The following is a 20494-nucleotide window of genomic DNA, read 5'->3' as shown; positions in this document are numbered from 1 at the left end:
TGCCTCCAGAAGCATCCTGGATAGGCGTGCAAGTTGGTGCGGAGCTTATGGCTGTCTGCCGATCATGGGCGCGGATCATGCAGAAGGAGATTCCGGCTTTCCTCCAGAATCATGTCGTGCAGCAACCGGGCGCTCGGCGGCATGGCGCGCTCGCGAGCGGTGATCAGGCTGTAGGGCTTCACCTCAAGCTCGAAGTTGATCGGCAGAATGCAGGATTCACCGGCCTTTGATGATTGCCCGCAGATGAATTGCGCCATGTCGAGCGCGATCGGGGCGATGGCGTCCGTCTTGCAGACAACGGCGAGCGTCAGGAGCAGCGAGGAGGTATTGACGATATTTTCCGGCAGGGGCACACCGGCGGTGATGAAAATATCCTCCACCTTGCGCCGGAGCATCGTGCCGGGCGGCTGAAAGACCCAATCGTAGCCGGGCAGGTCCTCGAGACTGGCGACGCCTTTCTCCAATAGCGGATGGCCGTTGCGGACCACGAGACAGGCTTTCTCAACACCGATCTCATGGGAGGTGAACAGACGCGGATTGAGCTCGTCCGGAATGCGGCTGATGATGAAGTCATGGCGGGCGGCGAGCAGTTCGCGCGCGAGTACGTTGCTGTTTTCCACCTCGATATTGATTTCTATGCCGGGATAGGCGCTGGTGACACGCTGGATCGCCGGCACGACAAGGCTGATCGCCGGGGCGGTTACGGCGCCCAGAAACACGGAGCCGCCCTTGCCGGTTCTAAGCTCGCCGATCTCCCGGCTCGCCTCGCGCAGCTCAAGCAGGATCTTGCGCGCCCGCTTGGCGAGCGCCAGTCCGAAAGGCGTCAGTACGACGCCGCGCGCGACCCGTTCGTAGAGCGGACTTTTGACAATCGACTCCATTTCGGAGAGCATGCGCGAAGCCGCAGGTTGTGACATGTTCATGGACTCGGCGGCGGCGGAAATTTGCCCATGATCCTCGATCGTCACGATCATGCGAAGGTGATTGAGCTTCAGGCCGGCTCTGAGCAGGGTGTCGTCGCGAAAACTGTCCGAGTGAATCTCGATGCCTTCGCTCGAATAATCGTTATATATTTTCTCCATGACGGCCATTTCCCCCATTCATCGGCAAAAAAGTACTATTTTTTAACATTATACCAAATTTGGTATGTGTTTTGCCAGTTATTCTATTTGACAGTTATACGAAATCGTACGAATTTGCCCAGCGTGCGCCGGGTGCAGCTCATGCACGTGAGAGCGTGGAGGAGTTCTACTTCGTTTCTCACAACCAGAAGTAACCGTTCCTTCTACGGAACCTGCCGCAGTTTCGGGCGGGCATTTTTTGTCCGTTGCATTATTAACAAAGGGAGAGAGTAATGAAGTCCATTATCTCATTGACGGCGGCCGCTGCGATCAGCGTCGCCATGCTGGTGGCACCTGCCTTCGCGGCAGACAAGGGCACTGTCGGTATCGCGATGCCGACCAAGGCTTCGGCGCGCTGGATCGATGACGGCAACAACATCGTCAAGCAGCTCCAGGCTGCTGGCTACGGCACCGACCTTCAGTACGGCGACGACGATATCCCGAACCAGCTCTCGCAGGTCGAGAACATGGTCACCAAGGGTGACAAGGTTCTCGTCATTGCCGCTATCGATGGAACGACGCTGTCCGACGTTCTGCAGAAGGCTCATGATGCCGGTATCAAGGTCATCGCTTATGACCGCCTGATCCGCAACAGCGGCAATGTCGACTACTACGCTACGTTCGACAACTTCAAGGTCGGCGTTCTTCAGGCTGGCTCGATCGTTGACGCCCTCGGCCTCAAGGACGGCAAGGGCCCGTTCAACATCGAACTCTTCGGCGGTTCGCCGGACGACAACAACGCCTTCTTCTTCTATGACGGCGCAATGTCTGTCCTGAAGCCTTACATCGACAGCGGCAAGCTGGTCGTAAAGTCCGGCCAGATGGGCATGGACAAGGTCGGCACGCTGCGTTGGGACCCGGCAACGGCTCAGGCCCGCATGGACAACCTGCTCTCGGCTTACTACACCGATGCGAAAGTCGATGCAGTTCTGTCCCCGTATGACGGCCTTTCCATCGGTATCCTGTCTTCGCTCAAGGGCGTTGGTTACGGCACCGGCGGCCAGAAGCTGCCGATCGTCACCGGTCAGGACTCCGAAATTCCGTCGATCAAGTCGATCATCGCAGGCGAACAGTACTCCTCGATCTTCAAGGACACCCGTGACCTCGCAAAGGTCACCGTCAACATGGTCAACGCTCTGATGGAAGGCAAGACGCCTGAAGTCAACGACACCAAGACCTACGACAACGGCGTCAAGGTTGTTCCGTCCTACCTGCTGACTCCGGTTGCAGTGGACAAGACCAACTACGAGAAGATCCTCGTCGAAGGTGGTTACTACAAGGCTGATCAGCTGAAGTAATCTTCCGTCTTACCGGTCAGGGCCCGCCGCAAGGCGGGCCCTGACTCTGATATTTATGACGATCGCCTGGTCTGGTATGTTCGGCTGTGGCGTTGGATACGAAAAATGGACAATACAATTCTCGAAATGCGGACCATCACCAAATCGTTCCCTGGTGTGAACGCTTTGGAAAACGTCAATCTGAAGGTCCGTCAGGGTGAGATCCACGCTTTGGTGGGCGAAAACGGGGCCGGCAAGTCCACCCTGATGAAGGTGCTCTCGGGCGTCTATCCGGCCGGCAGTTATGACGGCGATATCTATTATGACGGTCAGGTGCGTCAGTTCAAGACCATCAAGGACTCCGAAGAAATCGGCATCATCATCATCCATCAGGAGCTGGCGCTTGTGCCGCTCCTGTCGATTGCCGAAAACATCTTCCTGGGCAATGAGGTCGCAGCTTCGGGCGTGATCAACTGGCAGGAAACCTTCAGCCGCACCAAGCAGCTCCTCGCCAAGGTCGGCCTCAAAGAATCTCCGAGCACGCTCGTAACCGACATCGGCGTCGGCAAGCAGCAGCTCGTCGAGATCGCCAAGGCCCTGTCGAAGAGCGTGAAGCTTCTCATCCTCGACGAGCCCACCGCTTCGCTCAACGAAAGCGACTCGGACGCGTTGCTCAATCTCCTGATGGAATTCCGCAATCAGGGCATCACCTCGATCATTATCACCCACAAGCTCAACGAAGTGCGCAAGGTGGCCGACGAGATCACGGTGCTGCGTGACGGCATGGCGGTGAAGACGCTGAACTGTCACGAGGAAGAGATCAGCGAAGACATCATCATTCGCAACATGGTCGGCCGTGAACTTGCCGACCGATATCCGCCGCGTTCGGTGCCGATCGGCGAGACGATCCTCGAAGTCAAGAACTGGAATGCCTTCCATCAGCAACACCGCGACCGCCAGGTGTTGCACGACATCAACGTCAACGTCCGTAAGGGCGAAGTGGTCGGCATTGCCGGCCTGATGGGCGCCGGCCGCACCGAATTCGCCATGAGCGTCTTCGGCAAGTCCTATGGTCACAAGATCAGCGGCGAAGTGCTTATCGACGGGAAGCCGGTGGATGTCAGCACGGTGCGCCGCGCTATCGACGCCGGGCTTGCCTATGTGACCGAAGACCGCAAGCAGCTTGGCCTGGTGTTGACCGAAACCATTCTGCACAATACGACGCTCGCCAATCTCATGGGCGTGTCCAAGGCGACGGTCATCGACGACGTTCGAGAGCTTCAGGTCGCCACCAATTTCCGCTCGAAACTGCGCATCCGCTCATCGGGCGTATTCCAGGAGGCGGTCAATCTTTCCGGCGGCAACCAGCAGAAGGTCGTGCTGTCGAAGTGGTTGTTCTCCGATCCAGAGGTGCTGATCCTCGACGAGCCGACGCGAGGCATCGACGTCGGCGCCAAATACGAAATCTATTCCATCATCAACCAGCTTGCCGCCGACGGAAAGGGCGTTCTGATGATCTCATCGGAAATGCCCGAACTCCTCGGCACTTGCGACCGCATCTACGTCATGAATGAAGGCCGGATCGTCGCTGAATTGCCGAAGGGAGAGGCGAGCCAGGAAACAATCATGCGCGCTATCATGCGCTCAGGGGAGAAGCACTAATGACTACGGCCAGCCCAACCAAAGAAGGCCCCAACGTCGTCTCGATCGGCGACTACGTCCGCAATAACATCCGCGAATACGGCATGCTGATCGCGCTTGTCGCCATCATGGTCTTCTTCCAGATCGTTACCGGCGGCGTTCTCTTCAGGCCGCTGAACCTGACCAACCTCGTGCTGCAGAATTCATTCATCGTCGTAATGGCGCTCGGTATGCTGTTGATCATCGTGGCCGGCCATATCGACCTGTCGGTCGGTTCTGTTGTCGGTTTCGTGGGTGCGGTCGCTGCCGTCCTTGTAGTGCAATGGCATGTGAATCTGGTTCTGGCTACGGTCATCTGCCTGGGCATGGGCGCACTGGTCGGTGCCTGGCATGGTTATTTCGTCGCGTATCATCGCATTCCGTCGTTCATCGTGACCCTTTCGGGCATGCTGGTGTTTCGTGGATTGACCTATGCGATCATCAACATGACCGGCAGCGGCAGCAGTATCGGTCCGTTCCCGCCGGCTTTCCAGATCATGGCGACGGGCTTCCTTCCGGACTTTTTCGACATCGGCGGTATCCATGGAACGTCGATCCTTCTGACTGTCGCCATACCGATTGTTATGTTCTTCCTTTCCTGGCGTCGTCGTCAGGTGAATGAAAAACATGGTATCGACGTCGAGCCGATGAGCTTTTTCATCGGGCAGAATCTATTGCTTTTTGCAGCGACCCTGTTCCTCGGATATCAGATTTCCTCTGCCAAGGGCCTGCCGAACGTCTTGATCGTCATGCTGGTGCTGATCGCAATCTATGCCTTCGTGACCCAGCGGACGACGATCGGCCGCCGCATTTATGCGATGGGCGGCAACGAGAAGGCGACCAAGCTCTCCGGTATCGATACCCGGCGCCTGACCTTCTATACCTTCGTGAACATGGGCATGCTTGCCAGCATCGCCGGCATCATCGTTGCGACGCGTCTGAATTCGGCCACCGCCAAGGGCGGTGACGGTCTGGAGCTCGACGTCATCGCGGCCTGTTTCATCGGCGGCGCTTCCGCTTCCGGCGGCGTCGGCAAGGTGACCGGTGCTGTCATCGGCGCCCTGATCATGGGTGTTCTGAACCAGGGCATGTCGATCCTCGGCTACCAAACGGATTCGCAAAAGATGATCAAGGGTGCGGTGTTGCTCACCGCCGTCTTCATCGACGTCTACAACAAGAACAAGGGCTGATCGCTAAAGCGCTCGGCCGAGATCTAAAACCAAATCCATGACAGAGTCCGGCTCTCGCTGAGAGCCGGAGCGGTGGAATGCATCCAGCCTCTGTCTATTAGGAAAGGATGAAAATATGCTCATTTCCCAGATCAAGGGTTCGAACGGCGAGATCATTGTCGCCGTCCGCAACGGCCCGGGCGATGCCGCCAAGGCTGTCGTCAATGCCGGCAGCGTCTATGCACTGGCAATGGAAGCTGCCGATAGCGGCAAGTCGCTTGTTTCCGTCATCGAGGCTCATGGCTTCGGCGAGACGATCGATCTGGAAAAAGCCTATGCTGATGGTCGTTTCCTGTCGCCGATCACCCATCCCGACGCCGCTCACCTGCACCTGACCGGTACCGGCCTCACGCATCTCGGCTCCGCCGCGACCCGCGATTCCATGCATAAGAAGACGAGCGAAGCGGCTGAAGAGACGCTCACCGACTCCATGAAGATGTTCAAGATGGGCATCGAGGGCGGCAAACCCAAGGACGGCGAGAAGGGCGTGCAGCCCGAATGGTTCTACAAGGGCAACGGCTATGGGGCAGCAGCTCCGGGCGCTGCACTCGTATCTCCGTCCTTCGCGCTCGATGGTGGCGAAGAGCCCGAAATGGCCGGCATCTACGTCATCGCCAAGGACGGCACGCCGTTCCGCATCGGCTTTGCGCTCTCGAACGAATTTTCCGATCACGTCACCGAGCGGATCAACTATCTTTATCTCGCCCATTCCAAGCTGCGTCCGGCAAGCTTCGGTCCGGAAATCCGCATCGGCGTTGCGCCGGAGGATATTCGCGGCTCTTCCCGCATCAAGCGTGGCGACAAGGTGATTTTCGAAAAGCCGTTCCTGTCGGGTGAGGCGAACATGTCGCACACCTTCGCCAATCTCGAATATCATCACTTCAAGTATGACCTGTTCCGCGCGCCCGGCGACGTCCATGTCCATATGTTCGGCACCGCGACGCTGTCTTTTGCCGACGGCATCAAGCCGGAAGCGGGCGATGTCTTTGAAATCGAAGTCGCCGAATTCGGCCTGCCGCTGCGCAATCCGCTTGCCGTTGCCACTGAGGAGACCGTGGCGGTTCGCCAGCTCTAATCCATCGAGGCCGGCTGCCCCCTGTGCGGCCGGTCGTTTTCAAAAAGATCCAGGAAGGCATGAAGCCATGACCATTCATCAGAATCTGATCGCCGGCGAATGGACCGGTACGACCGGCGCCGAAAACATCAATCCGTCTGATACCAACGAGGTTGTCGGCCTCTATGCCAGCGCCAGCGTCCAGGACGTTGCGGATGCGATTGCTGCCGCCAAGGCCGCGTTTCCGGCATGGTCGCGTTCCGGCATTCTCGAGCGTCACTCGATCTTGAGGAAGACCAGCGACGAGATTCTCGCCCGCAAGGATGAGCTTGGCGCGCTACTGGCCCGTGAGGAAGGCAAGACGCTACCTGAGGCGATCGGCGAGACCATCCGCGCCGCCCAGATTTTTGATTTCTTTGCCGGCGAGGCGCTGCGTCTTGCGGGCGAAGTGCTGCCTTCCGTGCGTCCGAACATCGGCGTCGAGATCACCCGTGAGCCGCTTGGCGTCATCGGCATCATCACGCCCTGGAACTTCCCGATCGCCATTCCGGCCTGGAAGATCGCGCCGGCGCTTTGCTATGGCAACACCATCGTCTTCAAGCCCGCCGATCTGGTGCCGGGCTGCTCCTGGGCAATCGTCGATATTCTTCACCGCGCCGGCCTGCCGAAGGGCGTGCTGAACCTCGTCATGGGCAAAGGCTCCGTCGTCGGCCAGGCCATGCTCGATAGCCCGATTCTCTCCGGCATTACCTTCACCGGCTCGGTCGGCACGGGCAAGCGCGTGGCGCTGTCCTCCGTCGAGCATGGCCGCAAGTACCAGCTGGAAATGGGCGGCAAGAACCCGATGGTCGTTCTTGACGATGCGGATCTGACGGTTGCCGTTGAAGCCGCCGCCAACTCTGCCTTCTTCTCGACCGGCCAGCGCTGCACCGCATCGTCTCGCCTGATCGTCACCGAAGGCATCCACGACAAGTTCGTGGCGGCGCTGACGGAGAAGCTGAAGACGCTGAACGTCGACAATGCCGTTAAGGCCGGCACGCATATCGGCCCGGTCGTCGACGCCAAGCAGCTGAAGACCGACACGGACTATATCGAGATCGGCCGCCAAGAAGGCGCCAAGCTCGCTTTCGGCGGCGAGATCATCAGCCGCGAGACGCCCGGCTTCTACCTGCAGCCGACGCTGTTCACCGAAGCCACGAACCAGATGCGTATCAGCCGCGAAGAGATCTTCGGGCCGGTCGCCTCGGTCATCCGGGTGAAGAACTATGAAGAGGCGCTTGCCGTCGCCAACGACACGCCGTTCGGCCTGTCCTCCGGTATCGCCACCACCAGCCTGAAGCATGCGACGCATTTCAAGCGCAACGCTGAAGCCGGCATGGTGATGGTCAACCTGCCGACGGCGGGTGTGGACTTCCATGTACCGTTCGGCGGCCGCAAGGGCTCGTCCTTCGGTCCGCGCGAGCAGGGCAAATATGCCGCCGAGTTCTTCACCACGGTCAAGACGGCCTACACGCTGGCCTGACCATCGATTTCAATGTCCAAGTTCGTACGAGGCGGCTTGGACGACGGAAAAAAGGTACTGAGATTATGAAGAAGAAAGCTGAATGGCCGCGCAGACTGCGCTCCTATGACTGGTTCGGCGGCACCGGCAAGAACGCGATCATGCACCGCTCCTGGATGAAGAACCAGGGCCTGCCCGCCGACACGTTTGACGGCCGTCCGATCATCGGCATCTGTAACACCTGGTCGGAGCTGACGCCCTGCAACGCGCATCTGCGCGATCTTGCAGAGCGCGTGAAGCGCGGCGTCTACGAAGCCGGGGGTTTCCCGGTCGAATTCCCAGTGTTCTCGGTCGGCGAAAGCACGCTGCGCCCGACGGCGATGATGTTCCGCAATCTCGCGGCCATGGACGTTGAAGAGGCGATCCGCGGCAATCCGGTCGACGGCGTCGTGCTGCTCGGCGGCTGCGACAAGACCACACCGAGCCTTCTGATGGGCGCGGCCTCGGTCGATATCCCGGTCATTCTGGTATCCGGCGGCCCGATGCTGAACGGCAAGTGGCGCGGCAAGGATGTCGGCTCCGGCACGGCCGTCTGGCAGTTCTCGGAAATGGTCAAGTCCGGCGAGATGTCGCTGGAAGAGTTCATGGACGCGGAGCAGGGCATGGCCCGCTCGGCCGGCAGCTGTATGACCATGGGTACGGCCTCGACCATGGCGTCGATGGCCGAAGCTCTCGGCATGACCCTGCCGGGCAATGCCGCCATTCCGGCGGTCGATGCCCGTCGCCGCGTCATCTCGCAGCTTTCCGGCCGTCGTATCGTCGACATGGTCAAGGAAGACCTGAAGCCTTCCGACATCCTGACCAAGGAAGCCTTCGAGAACGCTATTCGCGTCAATGGTGCTGTCGGTGGGTCCACGAATGCCGTGCTGCATCTGCTGGCGCTCGCCGGCCGCATCGGCGTCGATCTGTCGCTCGACGACTGGGATCGCCTTGGTCGTGAAGTTCCGACCATCGTCAACCTGCAGCCTTCCGGCAAGCACCTGATGGAAGAGTTCTATTATGCCGGCGGCCTGCCCGTCGTCATCAAGGCGGTCGGCGATATGGGTCTGCTGCACAAGGATGCGATCACCGTCACCGGCGAAAGCATCTGGGATGGCGTCAAGGATGTCGTCAATTACAATGACGACGTCATCGTCCCGCGCGAAAAGGCGCTGACGCAGTCGGGCGGCATCGCGGTTCTGCGGGGCAACCTGGCGCCCAAGGGTGCCGTCCTGAAGCCGTCCGCCGCTTCGCCGCATCTCATGCAGCACAAGGGCCGCGCCGTCGTTTTCGAAAGCATCGAGGACTACCACGCCCGCATCAACCGCGACGATCTCGACATCGACGAGAACTGCATCATGGTGCTGAAGTACTGCGGCCCGAAGGGCTATCCAGGCATGGCAGAAGTCGGCAACATGGGCCTGCCGCCGAAGGTGCTGAAAAAGGGCATTACCGACATGATCCGTATCTCCGATGCACGCATGTCCGGCACTGCTTACGGCACCGTCATCCTGCACACCGCGCCTGAAGCCGCCGATGGCGGACCTCTGGCACTGGTTCAGAATGGCGACCTGATCTCGGTCGACGTACCGGCCCGCACGATCCAGCTTGAGATCTCCGACGAGGAACTGGCCAAGCGCCGCGCTGCCTGGGTCTCCCCGGTCAAGCCGCTCGCCGGCGGCTACGGCGGCCTCTACGTCAAGACCGTGATGCAGGCCGACACCGGTGCCGACCTGGACTTCCTGGTTGGCGCACGCGGCTCAGACATCCCGATGAACCGCGACAGCCACTGAGGTTGACGGTTGAAATTTGAGAGGGGCGGGACGCAAGTTCCGCCCCTTTTTGATATGTGGAAATACCGGGTTTCAAAGGCGGTGATTTTGTTGCGAAGATTGGGAGTTTCGCGGCGAAAGTATAGCTAGCTAATTTCTTCAGGGATAAAGCCGCCTGTCTGGCGTTTCCACAGGCGGGCAAACAAGCCATCCTGCTCGACCAGTTCGTCCGGCCTGCCTTCTTCCAGAATGCGACCCTGATCGAGCACGATGATCCGGTCCATCATGGCGATGGTCGAAAGGCGATGTGCGATGGCGATCACCGTCTTTCCCTCCATCACAAGGTTGAGTTTTTCTTGGATGGCGGCCTCGGATTCGCTGTCGAGGGCGGAGGTCGCCTCGTCGAGCACGAGGATCGGCGCGTCTTTCAGCAAAACGCGGGCGATCGCTACGCGCTGCCGCTGACCACCGGAAAGCTTGATGCCGCGGTCGCCAACGAAGGCGTCGTAGCCCTTACGGCCTTCGCTGTCCGCAAGATCGGTGATAAATCCATCGGCTTTTGCCGTCTTTGCCGCCTGTTCGATTTCGTCCTGCGTCGCTTCCGGTCGGCCGTAGCGGATGTTATCACCGACCGAACGGTGCAGCAGCGCGACGTCCTGCGCGATGACGCCAATGTTGCGGCGAAGGCTTGCCTGCGTAATCTCGCGAATGTCCTGTCCGTCGATGAGGATCGCGCCGTCTACAATGTCGTAAAAGCGCAGCAGCAGACTCACCAGTGTCGTCTTGCCAGCTCCGGAGAGCCCGACCAGCCCCACCTTCTCGCCGGGCCGAACCGTCAGCGACAGATTATCAATGACAGGCTTCCCGGACTTATACGCAAAGCGGACATCCTGGAAACGAATCTCGCCGCTGTTGACCGCGAGGCTCTCCGCGTCGGGCCGATCCGTGATGGTGGGCGGCGTCGTCATGACGGGCATCGCGTCTTTGATCGTCCCAATTGCCTGAAAGATCTGCTGGCCCATCTGCAGGAAAGTGAAGATCTGCGTGGAGAGCCGCTGGAGGATGTAGACCGCGCCGACGAACTCTCCGATCGTGAGGAAACCGTTGACGAGACCTGAAAAACCGATCGACAGCATCACCAGCCAGAGCATCGTGTTGAGGAGCACGACAATCAGTTCCGAGGTACGATAGATGCGCTGTTCCCCGTGCTGTGTCTGTATGGCCTTTCGGATGATGCGCCTGATGGCGCCGGCTTCGCTGTCTTCGGCGGCGAACTGCTTGATCATCTGCATATTTGTGTAGAGGTCGGTGATGGCACCGGCCACGAGGCTACGTTGCTTGGCGGTGCGGCGCGAACGCTCGGCAAAGATCGGCGCCATCTTGACGGTGAGAGCGACATTGAGCGCGATCCAGACCACGACTGGGAAGGCGAGCTGCCAGGACAGGCTCGACAGCAGGATCACGGAGCCGACGAGTTGCAGCAGGAAGCGCGGAATGGACTGGAAGGCGGCAATGATCTGCTGCTGGACGGCAGATGACACCTGCTGCAGGCGCGAGGCGACCTGTCCGGCATAGAGATCATGGAAAAAGGCGAGATCCTGTCGCTCCACCGCCTTGTGGCCCTGCCACTGGATGGCGGCCGGCATGCCAATGCCGAGCGTGTGCGAGGTGAGCGTGTTTAGAAGGAACGAGGCGATTGGTATGGCCGGAAAGATCAGGAGCCCGAGAAAGGTCAGAAGTGGCCATTCGCTGTGCAAGAAGGCGGATGCGCCCTTCTGCGATACGCCATCGACGATGACCGAAAGCCCCCAGATCGTGGTCAGGTTGATGGCCTCCATCGCCATGGATGAAAGCGCGAGCGCGATCAACACGCCGCGAAACATAGAGATGAAGTGCAGGAGAACAGCGACAGGCCCCTTTGACGGCAACGGCCGGTAGGGAATATCGAGTGGCCGGATCAAATTTTCGAACGGACGGTAGATCGCATCTGAAATCGACATGGCTCGCTCGGGCTCTAAATGGAAAGGAGGGCGAGGACTCAGTTGGCAGGAATAGGATCACCTTCCGGCTGCAATCTCAATTAGAACATCTGAGCAAAGGTCAGGATTTTCGCGACGACTCCAAGTCGCCTCGGAGCCGCCAGCGCGCAGGTTGGCGATCAGGGCAGGCCGATACCGGCGCCGACCTGGCCTTTTTGGTTAGCGCACGCGGCTCGGAAATCCCCAATAATCGCGATAGCCACTGAGATTGATGTCTGAAATTGAAAAGGGGTGGGACGGAAGTTCTGCCCCTTTTGATATGTGGAATACCTACTGTCGCAAGGCTCAATCGCATAACTGCAAATTTTGCGATTGTGTTTTGAGGCAGGGGTTCGGTTAAACCGGCGGCGTCATACGCTGTGCTACAGCGCCGAGCACGCCAAGCAGACTGATCACGAATGCGATGTAATTCAGCTTTGAGGCCGCATAGGTCGCGACCGCAGCCGGCCCACGCAAAAAGCGCGTTGCGTAATAGACGAGCGAATGAACGAAATAGAAGACGACGATCGGCGCGAAGAGCATGCTGCCGACCGCTTCACCCCAATTGCCATCCCTTGCCATTTTGGCGGCCATCGGCGTATTGAGTAAAACCGCGGCGATGAGAAGTACACCAACGCATATGACCTGAAGCATGGGCTCACCTCTTAAAATTGCGAGATGGAGCTCAATGAAGATCAAGCTCTTAGATGTCCCCGCAGCCCGAATTTTCTCCTGTCAGCTCTGGCTTTGGCTCTGCCCCTGGCTTGCCACCGTCACCTTGACCGTGAGGCTTTCACCGGGTCCGCCGACACGCATGCCGGAGACGGGGGCGGCGTCGCGGTAGCAGAGGCCGGTGGCGATGCGGACGTAGCGGGCGTCGGGGCAGACGTCGTTGGCCGGGTCGAAGCCGACCCAGCCGAGGCCTGGAACATGGGCTTCGGCCCAGGCATGGGTCGCGGCCTGCTCGTTCTTGCCTTCCATCATCAGATAGCCGGAGACGTAGCGTGCCGGGATATTCAGCGCGCGGGCGCCGGCGATGAAGATATGGGCGTGGTCCTGGCAGACGCCGCTCTTCTTCTCCAGCGCCTGCTCGGCGGTCGTTTCCGTGTCACTGGTGCCGGGCCTGTAGTCCACTGTCTGATGGATGGCGCTCATCAGTGCGTGCATCCGACCGAGTTCATTGTCTCCGGAAACGCCGCGCAGCAACTCCTTGGTCAGCTTGCCGGCTTTCGTGCGCGGCGTATCGCGCAGGAAGAGCCAGAGGGGGCCGAAGCCGCTGTGCGGGCCGAGAACACCGTTCAGGTCCTGCGTTTCGATCTCGCCGCTGGCGACGATCCGGGTTGAATCCTGTTCGCCGTCGAGCGAAACGAGCGTGACGCGGTTGGCGAACTGGTCGTCATATTCGACCTCCGGATGGGCGCCTTCCACGGTGAGTTTCCAGTCGTGGACGGTTTGGCCGATGCCGGTCAGCGGCGTCAGCCGCAGGCGCTGCAGCGAGAACTGCGACGGTTCGTCGTAGCGGTATTCCGTGATGTGGCTGATCGTCAGTCTCATATTGTCATCCGCTTACTGATAAAACCGGTAGCCGTCGGAGATTTCCGCGCCGAGCTTGTTGTTGCGCGAAACGAAATCCTCCAGGAATTCGTGCAGACCCTGGTCCATGATGTTCTTGATGGTCAGCTTCTGCAGCATCTCGCAGATAGCGTCGGCGGTATCGTGCGCCGGCAGCCGCTTACTGTGCTCCAATGCCAGGTAGCTGATATTGCTGACGATCTTGTCGTAGCAGTAGGCGAGCGAGCGCGGCATCTGGCTGTTGAGGATCAGGAAGTCGGCAATATTGGCCGGCTTGTATTCCGGATCGTAGGCCCATTTGTAGGCGCGGTGGGCGGAGACCGAACGCAGAATCGATTCCCACTGTGCATTGTCGAGCGAGGAGCCGACATGCGAGACCGACGGCAGCAGGACGTAATATTTAACATCCAGGATCCGGGCCGTATTGTCGGCGCGTTCGATGAAGGTGCCGATACGGGCGAAGTTGTAAAGCTCGTTGCGCAGCATCGAGCCGTGGAAGGCGCCGCGGATCAATCCGGCCCTGCGCTTGATGACGTCGATCGTCTCCGGCAGTTCGGCGGTCTTCAGGCGCTTGCCGAGCAATGTCTTCAGCTCTATCCAGCACTCATTGGTCGCTTCCCAGGTGTCGCGCGTCAGCGCCGTGCGGACCATGCGGGCATTGTTGCGGCCATATTCGATGCAGGACATGACGCTCGACGGGTTGGAGCGGTCGCGCATCAGATAGTCGATTGCGTCGGCGCCCGTCAGCTTGCCGTGCACTTCGTTATAGGCTTCGCGGACGCCGGCGCTTTGCAGCACGCCGTCCCAATCGTCTTCCACCGCTCCGCTGCGCGTCAGCGACATGCGCTGTCCGGCATCGACAAGGCGGGCTATGTTTTCGGCGCGCTCGATGTAACGGAACATCCAGTAGAGGCCATTCGCGGTTCTTCCAAGCATGTCCGTTTCAGTCCTCCAGAACCCAGGTATCTTTGGTGCCGCCGCCCTGGCTGGAATTGACCACCAGCGAGCCTTCCTTGAGGGCCACGCGGGTCAGGCCGCCGGGAATGATCCGCACCTTGTCGGACACCAGCACATAGGGGCGCAGATCGACGTGGCGGGGCGCGATGCCCTTGTTGACCAGGATCGGCACCGTCGACAGCGATAGGGTCGGCTGCGCGATGTAATTATTCGGCCTGCTCTTCAGCTTCTCGGCGAATTCCGCCCGTTCCTTCTTCGAAGCGGTCGGTCCCACAAGCATGCCGTAGCCGCCGGAGCCATGCACTTCCTTGACGACGAGGTCGGCCAGGTTGTCCAGCACGTATTGCAGGCTATCTGGCTCCGAACAGCGCCAGGTCGGCACGTTTTCGAGGATCGGCTTGCGGCCGGTGTAGAATTCGACGATCTCCGGCATGTAGGAATAGATCGCCTTGTCGTCGGAAATGCCGGTGCCGGGCGCGTTGGCGATGGTGATGTGGCCGGCGCGATAGACATCCATGATCCCGGGAACGCCGAGCGCCGAATCCGAGCGGAAGGTGAGGGGATCGAGGAAATCGTCATCGACGCGGCGGTAGAGCACGTCGATCGCCTCATAGCCGCGCGTGGTACGCATCTTCACCTTGCCGTCGATGACGCGCAGGTCCGAGCCTTCCACCAGCTCCACGCCCATCATGTCGGCGAGGAAAGAGTGTTCGTAATAGGCGGAATTGTAGATGCCGGGCGTGAGCACTGCGACGCGCGGCTTGCCGGTACAGCCGGGAGGGGCGAGCGAGGCAAGGCTCTGGCGCAGTTGCAACGGATAGTCCTCGACGCGCTGCACCTTGTTCTGGTGGAACAGCTCCGGGAACATCTGCATCATGGTTTCCCGGTTTTCCAGCATGTAGCTGACGCCGGAAGGCGTGCGGGCATTGTCCTCCAGCACGTAAAATTCGTCCTCGCCGGTCCGCACGATATCGGTGCCGACGATGTGGGTATAGACGCCGCCGGGCGGCCGGAAGCCGATCATCTCCGGCAGGAAGGCATCGTTCTTCTCGATCAGCTCGCGCGGGATGCGGCCGGCGCGGATGATTTCCTGCTTGTGGTAGATGTCGTGAAGGAAGGCGTTGAGCGCGATGACCCGCTGTTCGATGCCCTGGGCGAGCTTGCGCCATTCACGGCCGGAAATGATGCGCGGAATGATGTCGAAGGGGATGAGCTTTTCGGAGGAATCTGCGTGTCCGTAGACCGCAAAGGTGATGCCCGTCTTTCGGAAGATGTTTTCCGCATCGCGGGATTTGGCAATGAGATGGCCTCTGTCCTGGCCGGAGTACCATTCGAAATATTTTTCGTAAGGTGTGCGCGGACTTTCATCCGCAGTAATCATTTCATCAAATGCCAAAGGTGCGGTCCCCATTTTTTTCCATTTGAGTACAACAGTTTTGACAATGCAAGAAGTATGCGCGTTTGCGTGCACGAATTTCGAAACCGCCAAAAATGCCGGATTTCCAGGCATTTTTGATTGTGACGGCGGAAGGCGGCCGGTGACTGCCTCCGGGCCGTGATCAAAGTTTGAGCATTTGCTTATTTCGCTATCTGGCCGCCGGAGTGGCATGCCGAATCCCCTTGAGCTCAGGTGGCGGTGCGAAGGTGAAGAAAAATTGATGATTGCGTTCAGCGGATCGATTTTGACGCTCGGACCACCTTCGGCTATCAGCGACTGTCCTCTAGGCGCGTGACGTTCCGGTTTCGATTCTGACGCCGGCTCCGGCGTGCAAAATCAATGTCAGGCCGAGCCCCATGTCCCTCGATAAATTCGCGCCGGCCATCTTCGTCTTCCTATGGTCCACGGGCTGGATCGTCGCGAAATATGCGACGATGCATTCGGGGCCGTTCACCTTCCTGATGATCCGCTACAGCCTGTCGGCACTCGCCTTTGTGCTGTTTTGCTCGTTTACCGGCGCGAAATGGCCGCGCGATTGGTCGAGCGTCTTTCGCGCCATCTATTCGGGCATCTTTCTGCACGGCATCTATCTCTGCTGTCTCTGGTGGGCGATCTCCAGGGGCGTGCCTGCCGGGATTGCGGGCATCATCGCCGCCCTGCAGCCGCTGATGACGGCGATGGCCGCGCCCTATCTGGTCGGCGAACGTTTGCAACCGGTGCAGCGCCTTGGCCTGCTGCTCGGCTTCATCGGCATCGCGATCGCCATCTCGCCGAAGATCCTGGCGCCGGATACGGCCAATCTCTGGCAATCGGCTATCCCGCTCACTGTCAATCTGTTGGCGATGGTGTCGGTGACCTACGGCACACTCTACCAGAAGCGTCACTTGCAGACCGGCGATCTCCGCACGATCGCGACGCTGCAATATGTTGGTGCCCTGATCGTCACCGTGCCGCTGGCGCTGATGTTCGAGGATCTGCATTTTGACGGAACGCATGAGGCGATCCTTGCCGTCATCTGGTCGGTCTTCGGCCTGTCGATGGGCGCGGTCGGCCTGTTGCTCTATCTCATCCGGCGGGGACAGGTGTCGCGTGCCGCTTCGCTGATCTACCTGATGCCGCCCGCAGTCGCCATCGAGGCGGCGATTGCCTTCGGCGAGCCGCTGACCCTGCCGATCATCATCGGCACGTTGGTCGTGGTGATGGGCGTTTATCTGACCAACCGGCGCACGGCGGATGTGGTGCCGGAATAGGGCACCCGGCGACGGTTGTTTTCATCCTCATCGGCGGAAAAGCCTGCCATCCATGATGATGAGGCTGGAAACGATCAAAGCCAATCCGGCGAATTCGTAAAGCTCAAGCCTTTCGCCAAGAAAGGCAGCACCCAGGATGATTGCGCTGGCGGGCACCAGCAGCGTGACGAGGGATGCGTTTGTCGCTCCGGCCGAGGCGATGATGTTGAAATAGAGAATGAAAGCGAACGCTGTCGTGAAGACTGCGAGAACGCCGACAGCCATCCAGATGGAAACGCTAGACGTGAGGATGCTTTCGGGCCTGTAGAGTATGAAGACAATCGGCGCCATCAGGATGGTGGACGCGGTGAGCTGGCCGGTTGCAACGACGGACGGTGTGATCTCCCTGAAGCGCTTGGCGTAGACCACGGCAAAGGCATAGGAAATCGCCGCCCCGACGACCGCCAGCTTCGCCCATGTCGGGCCGTCGGTTTGGAATAGAAGACCCGGCCCGATCATGATCGCCGCTCCAGCTATCCCGAGCCCGACGCCGATGAGTTTGGCCGTTGAGAGCTTCTCATCCGCCGTCAGCAGGTTTGCCACCAAGATTGTCCAGAGCGGCGTCGTCGCGTAGAGCACGGAGGCGAGGCCCGCACCGATTTTCGTTTGTCCGGTGAAGATCAATGAGAACGGAATAACGTTGTTGAGCAAGGCGAGGCAGAGGAATGAGCCAGGCTTTGCCAAGGCAGGTGCAAAGGAAATACCGCGCAACCGCAGCCACAGATGCAGGACAAGCGCTGCGATCGATACGCGGTAGAGGACGAGCGCCAAGGGCGGAATGTCGGCCACGGCGATCCGGGCAAAGAAGAATGAGCCACCCCAAAGGCCGCCGAGAAGCAAGAGCTGCCCCCAGTCGCTTGCCGACATCGACCGTGTCAATGCTGTCGTGCGCAACGTTCTGCCCCGATATTGGGAATTTTGCGAATATACCGACAGTCTAACCGCGCGGAGCCGGATTTAGGCGGAATAACCGTTCAAATGTTCCCGGCTGATCGGAATGAGATTTTCGAGAAATCTCTACGGCTTCGAAATTGTTGCCGTGGCTCTCCGATGCCGGAACTCCACGGTTTCAGACAGCAATAAAAAAGGGGGCCAATCGGCCCCCTTTTTTATTCCATTGAGATCGAATTAAGCGCGTTCGCGGCGCTGGCCGCCATTGCTGGGGCCGCGGCGCTTCATGCCGCCGTCCTTGCGCTGTTCGCCCTGAGCGTTCTGGCCACGGTCTTCATGGCGACCCGTGGGGCGGCCGTGAGCGTGACGGGGACCGCGATGGGCGCCGGCTTCGTTTGCGGCGCCATTGTGCTGCGGCTTCTTGGCCGGGCGGAAATCGGACGTCGATGCGAGATCGTTGTCTACTTCCGGACGCGGGGCGCGCTCGTCACGGCGTTGGCCGCGGAAGTCGGCATTGCGATTGTTTTCGCGCTGCGGACGACGTTCCTGACGCTCGCCGTTATGGGCGCGGGCTTCGCCGGCTTCACCTTCACGGTGAGGACGACGAGCCGGACGGGCGGGGCGGCCTTCGGCACGTCCCTGACCTGCGCCGCCACGACCCTGGCCTTGACCCTGACCGCCACGACCGCCTGCGCGGTTGTTGCCGCGAGCCGGACGACCACGGTCGGCCGGAGCTTCACCGCTGGCAACGGCAATCTCGATGCCCATCAGGCGCTCGATATCGCGCAGCAGGCGGGCTTCGTCGGGAGCGCAGAACGCGATGGCGATGCCGTCGCGGCCGGCGCGTGCGGTACGGCCGATGCGGTGAACATAGGCGTCCGGTACTTCCGGCAGGTCGTAGTTGTAGACATGCGTGACGCCGGGGATGTCGATGCCGCGAGCGGCGACGTCGGTGGCGACGAGAACGCGGACTTCGCCATCACGGAAGCCCTTCAGGGCACGTTCGCGCTGACCCTGGCTCTTGTTGCCGTGGATCGAGGCAGCGGCAAAGCCGACATGTTCGAGATGCTTCATCAGCTTCTCGGCGCCGTGCTTGGTGCGCAGGAAGACCATGGCGCGGCCATCCGGATTGGCGGAAATGCTTTCCTTCAGGATCTCGGTCTTGTGGTTCTGGCCGGAAACGAAGTGGACATACTGCTCCACCTTGTCGGCGGCCTTGCCCGGAGGCGATACTTCGACCTTGACCGGGTTGGTCAGGTATTCGGCAGCGAGATCGGCAATGGTCTTCGGCATGGTGGCCGAGAACAGCATGGTCTGGCGCTTGGCCGGGACCATCTTGGAGATCTTGCGCAGGTCGTGGATGAAGCCGAGGTCGAGCATCTGGTCGGCTTCGTCGAGGACGAGGTAGCTGACCTGGCCGAGCGACAGGGCGCGGCGGCTGATGAGGTCGAGCAGACGGCCGGGGGTGGCGACGAGAATGTCGGTGCCGCGCTCGAGCTGCAGCTGCTGCTTGTTGATCGAGGCGCCACCGACGACGACGTTGATCCTCAGCGCCGTCTTGCGGACGAAGAGCTTGAGGTTGTCGGCGATCTGGTTCACCAGTTCGCGGGTGGGGGCGAGGATAAGCGTACGGACGGTGCGGTTATCGGGACGCTTGGCGTCCTTCAACAGCATTTCGATGATCGGCAGGCCGAAAGCGGCGGTCTTGCCGGTGCCGGTCTGGGCGAGGCCGATGAGGTCGCGGCCCTGCAGGACAAGCGGGATAGCCTGTGCCTGGATCGGCGTCGGCGTCGCGAAGTTGTTCTGCGACAGCGTATCGACGATCTGCTTGGAGAGACCAAGCGAGTGAAAATCGGTCAATTCAATACCTTTCGGGGGCGCCAAAGCAAATAGGCCGGGTCGCACCATGCGGTCCGGTCTGTCTCTGGCGTCAAGAACCCCGCGTGAAGTGGGAACTTGTAAGTTGGAAAAAGCTTTCCAGCGCATCTGACCGCCTTGGGTGCGGTCTCATTTCAAAAGCGCTTTTGTCCTTCTCTTGCGTACATAAGTCCCGCAGGGCACGCTCACGCGGCGGCCGGAAGGTGAAAGCTGATGCGCATTTGGTCCTATTCGCCGCCAAAGTCAAGGGGTGCAGCCGAAAGCTTGTTCGCAGACGCAATAAAAACGCCGCCGGAAGCCCGGCGGCGTCAATGGGGTCATGGAATGGTAGGTTGGACCTAACGGCAGACCTCTACACGAAACGGCTGGCCCCAGCGGTCATGGCGCCACGACCAGTAGCAGCCATGGTATGGACGCTCGTAGACCCGCTCATAGACCGGACCATTGTAATAGGCCGGATAGGTGCGGTAGTAGGTCGGATAAGCCGGGTAAACCGGACGGGCGGCCTCCGCCACAAGAGCGCCGCCGACAAGGCCGGCGGCAAGGCCGCCGAAGATTGCGCCGCGCTCGGAAGCGGCGGCAGTGGTCGTGGTTGCGGCGGCCGCGCTGCCGAGTGTCAGCGCGATGAGGCCCGTCGTGGTAATAGTGCGAAGCACAGACATTGAAATTCCTTTCCCAAACAAAAGGCCTCCCAGCCGAAGCCGAGGTTGAAATTGGGCGGGAAACGAGGCGAAGTCGCGGCCAAACGGGCGCGTGTCACATTAAATTTTGTTCATGC

Annotated in this window: 16 protein-coding genes; 7 read left to right on the top strand and 9 right to left on the bottom strand. The window is 60.0% G+C overall.

Annotated features, from left to right (window positions below; genetic code table 11):
- Positions 1-62: 62 nt before the first annotated feature.
- Positions 63-1082 (bottom strand): LysR family transcriptional regulator, encoded by a 1020-nt coding sequence (locus AB6803_RS08890; RefSeq protein WP_371108537.1) that lies wholly within the window; start codon positions 1080-1082, stop codon positions 63-65.
- Positions 1083-1354: 272 nt separating this feature from the next.
- Between AB6803_RS08890 and chvE the strand changes: the two genes are divergently transcribed.
- The 6 genes from chvE (at position 1355) to araD (ending at position 9694) form a co-directional block, all read left to right on the top strand.
- Positions 1355-2419, top strand: coding sequence for a multiple monosaccharide ABC transporter substrate-binding protein (gene chvE / locus AB6803_RS08885; protein ID WP_371108536.1), 1065 nt, complete (start codon positions 1355-1357; stop codon positions 2417-2419).
- Between the two features lie 105 nt (positions 2420-2524).
- A complete protein-coding gene (gene mmsA, locus AB6803_RS08880) occupies positions 2525-4060 on the top strand; it encodes a multiple monosaccharide ABC transporter ATP-binding protein (protein ID WP_371108535.1) in 1536 nt (511 codons plus the stop codon).
- A complete protein-coding gene (mmsB, locus tag AB6803_RS08875; RefSeq protein WP_371108534.1) occupies positions 4060-5268 on the top strand; it encodes a multiple monosaccharide ABC transporter permease in 1209 nt (402 codons plus the stop codon). The genes mmsA and mmsB overlap by 1 nt, the downstream gene beginning before the upstream one ends.
- A 115-nt stretch (positions 5269-5383) precedes the next feature.
- Positions 5384-6382: an AraD1 family protein gene (gene araD1, locus AB6803_RS08870; protein ID WP_371108533.1), complete on the top strand. Its 999-nt coding sequence runs from the start codon at positions 5384-5386 to the stop codon at positions 6380-6382.
- A 67-nt stretch (positions 6383-6449) separates the two neighbouring features.
- Positions 6450-7883: an aldehyde dehydrogenase family protein gene (locus tag AB6803_RS08865; RefSeq protein ID WP_371108532.1), complete on the top strand. Its 1434-nt coding sequence runs from the start codon at positions 6450-6452 to the stop codon at positions 7881-7883.
- 65 nt (positions 7884-7948) lie between these two features.
- Positions 7949-9694, top strand: a complete 1746-nt coding sequence (araD, locus tag AB6803_RS08860; RefSeq protein ID WP_007689731.1) for an L-arabinonate dehydratase — start codon at positions 7949-7951, stop codon at positions 9692-9694.
- A gap of 125 nt (positions 9695-9819) precedes the next feature.
- On the opposite strand, the gene AB6803_RS08855 is transcribed toward araD, so the two are convergent.
- The 5 genes from AB6803_RS08855 to AB6803_RS08835 all read right to left on the bottom strand — a co-directional run bounded on the left by AB6803_RS08855 (position 9820) and on the right by AB6803_RS08835 (position 15616).
- Positions 9820-11673: an ABC transporter ATP-binding protein gene (locus AB6803_RS08855; RefSeq protein WP_371108531.1), complete on the bottom strand. Its 1854-nt coding sequence runs from the start codon at positions 11671-11673 to the stop codon at positions 9820-9822.
- Positions 11674-12048: 375 nt separating this feature from the next.
- Complete coding sequence (locus AB6803_RS08850) at positions 12049-12345, bottom strand: hypothetical protein (RefSeq protein WP_371108530.1); 297 nt, start codon at positions 12343-12345, stop codon at positions 12049-12051.
- Positions 12346-12426: 81 nt separating this feature from the next.
- Positions 12427-13245, bottom strand: coding sequence for a transglutaminase domain-containing protein (locus tag AB6803_RS08845; RefSeq protein WP_371108529.1), 819 nt, complete (start codon positions 13243-13245; stop codon positions 12427-12429).
- A gap of 12 nt (positions 13246-13257) precedes the next feature.
- Positions 13258-14199 (bottom strand): alpha-E domain-containing protein, encoded by a 942-nt coding sequence (locus AB6803_RS08840; protein WP_371108528.1) that lies wholly within the window; start codon positions 14197-14199, stop codon positions 13258-13260.
- A gap of 7 nt (positions 14200-14206) precedes the next feature.
- On the bottom strand, positions 14207-15616 hold the full coding sequence (locus tag AB6803_RS08835; protein ID WP_034519280.1) for a circularly permuted type 2 ATP-grasp protein: 1410 nt from the start codon (positions 15614-15616) through the stop codon (positions 14207-14209).
- 398 nt (positions 15617-16014) lie between these two features.
- Here AB6803_RS08835 and AB6803_RS08830 point away from each other — a divergent pair, with 398 nt between their 5' ends.
- Entirely contained in the window at positions 16015-16908 is an 894-nt protein-coding gene (locus AB6803_RS08830; RefSeq protein WP_371108527.1) for a DMT family transporter, read from the top strand.
- A 27-nt stretch (positions 16909-16935) separates the two neighbouring features.
- Here AB6803_RS08830 and AB6803_RS08825 read toward each other — a convergent pair whose 3' ends face one another.
- The 3 genes from AB6803_RS08825 to AB6803_RS08815 all read right to left on the bottom strand — a co-directional run bounded on the left by AB6803_RS08825 (position 16936) and on the right by AB6803_RS08815 (position 20378).
- The gene (locus AB6803_RS08825) at positions 16936-17814 is read right to left on the bottom strand and encodes a DMT family transporter (RefSeq protein ID WP_371108526.1); all 879 of its coding nucleotides are present in this window, start codon (positions 17812-17814) and stop codon (positions 16936-16938) included.
- A 261-nt stretch (positions 17815-18075) separates the two neighbouring features.
- Positions 18076-19746, bottom strand: a complete 1671-nt coding sequence (locus tag AB6803_RS08820; protein WP_371108525.1) for a DEAD/DEAH box helicase — start codon at positions 19744-19746, stop codon at positions 18076-18078.
- A gap of 308 nt (positions 19747-20054) precedes the next feature.
- Positions 20055-20378 (bottom strand): hypothetical protein, encoded by a 324-nt coding sequence (locus tag AB6803_RS08815; RefSeq protein ID WP_371108524.1) that lies wholly within the window; start codon positions 20376-20378, stop codon positions 20055-20057.
- Positions 20379-20494 lie beyond the last annotated feature (116 nt).

Origin of the sequence: Rhizobium sp. RCC_161_2, assembly GCF_041355235.1 — a bacterium.
Lineage (GTDB): Bacteria > Pseudomonadota > Alphaproteobacteria > Rhizobiales > Rhizobiaceae > Rhizobium.
The sequence above is the reverse complement of the archived record's forward strand: the minus strand, read 5'-3'. Positions and strand labels throughout refer to the sequence as shown.

Excerpts from the sequence above, each read along its gene's own strand:
- AB6803_RS08890 (WP_371108537.1), bottom strand. The coding sequence starts at position 1,082 with ATGGAGAAAATATATAACGATTATTCGAGCGAAGGCATCGAGATTCAC.
- chvE (WP_371108536.1), top strand. The coding sequence starts at position 1,355 with ATGAAGTCCATTATCTCATTGACGGCGGCCGCTGCGATCAGCGTCGCC.
- mmsA (WP_371108535.1), top strand. The coding sequence starts at position 2,525 with ATGGACAATACAATTCTCGAAATGCGGACCATCACCAAATCGTTCCCT.
- mmsB (WP_371108534.1), top strand. The coding sequence starts at position 4,060 with ATGACTACGGCCAGCCCAACCAAAGAAGGCCCCAACGTCGTCTCGATC.
- araD1 (WP_371108533.1), top strand. The coding sequence starts at position 5,384 with ATGCTCATTTCCCAGATCAAGGGTTCGAACGGCGAGATCATTGTCGCC.
- AB6803_RS08865 (WP_371108532.1), top strand. The coding sequence starts at position 6,450 with ATGACCATTCATCAGAATCTGATCGCCGGCGAATGGACCGGTACGACC.
- araD (WP_007689731.1), top strand. The coding sequence starts at position 7,949 with ATGAAGAAGAAAGCTGAATGGCCGCGCAGACTGCGCTCCTATGACTGG.
- AB6803_RS08855 (WP_371108531.1), bottom strand. The coding sequence starts at position 11,673 with ATGTCGATTTCAGATGCGATCTACCGTCCGTTCGAAAATTTGATCCGG.
- AB6803_RS08850 (WP_371108530.1), bottom strand. The coding sequence starts at position 12,345 with ATGCTTCAGGTCATATGCGTTGGTGTACTTCTCATCGCCGCGGTTTTA.
- AB6803_RS08845 (WP_371108529.1), bottom strand. The coding sequence starts at position 13,245 with ATGAGACTGACGATCAGCCACATCACGGAATACCGCTACGACGAACCG.
- AB6803_RS08840 (WP_371108528.1), bottom strand. The coding sequence starts at position 14,199 with ATGCTTGGAAGAACCGCGAATGGCCTCTACTGGATGTTCCGTTACATC.
- AB6803_RS08830 (WP_371108527.1), top strand. The coding sequence starts at position 16,015 with ATGTCCCTCGATAAATTCGCGCCGGCCATCTTCGTCTTCCTATGGTCC.
- AB6803_RS08825 (WP_371108526.1), bottom strand. The coding sequence starts at position 17,814 with ATGTCGGCAAGCGACTGGGGGCAGCTCTTGCTTCTCGGCGGCCTTTGG.
- AB6803_RS08820 (WP_371108525.1), bottom strand. The coding sequence starts at position 19,746 with ATGGTGCGACCCGGCCTATTTGCTTTGGCGCCCCCGAAAGGTATTGAA.
- AB6803_RS08815 (WP_371108524.1), bottom strand. The coding sequence starts at position 20,378 with ATGTCTGTGCTTCGCACTATTACCACGACGGGCCTCATCGCGCTGACA.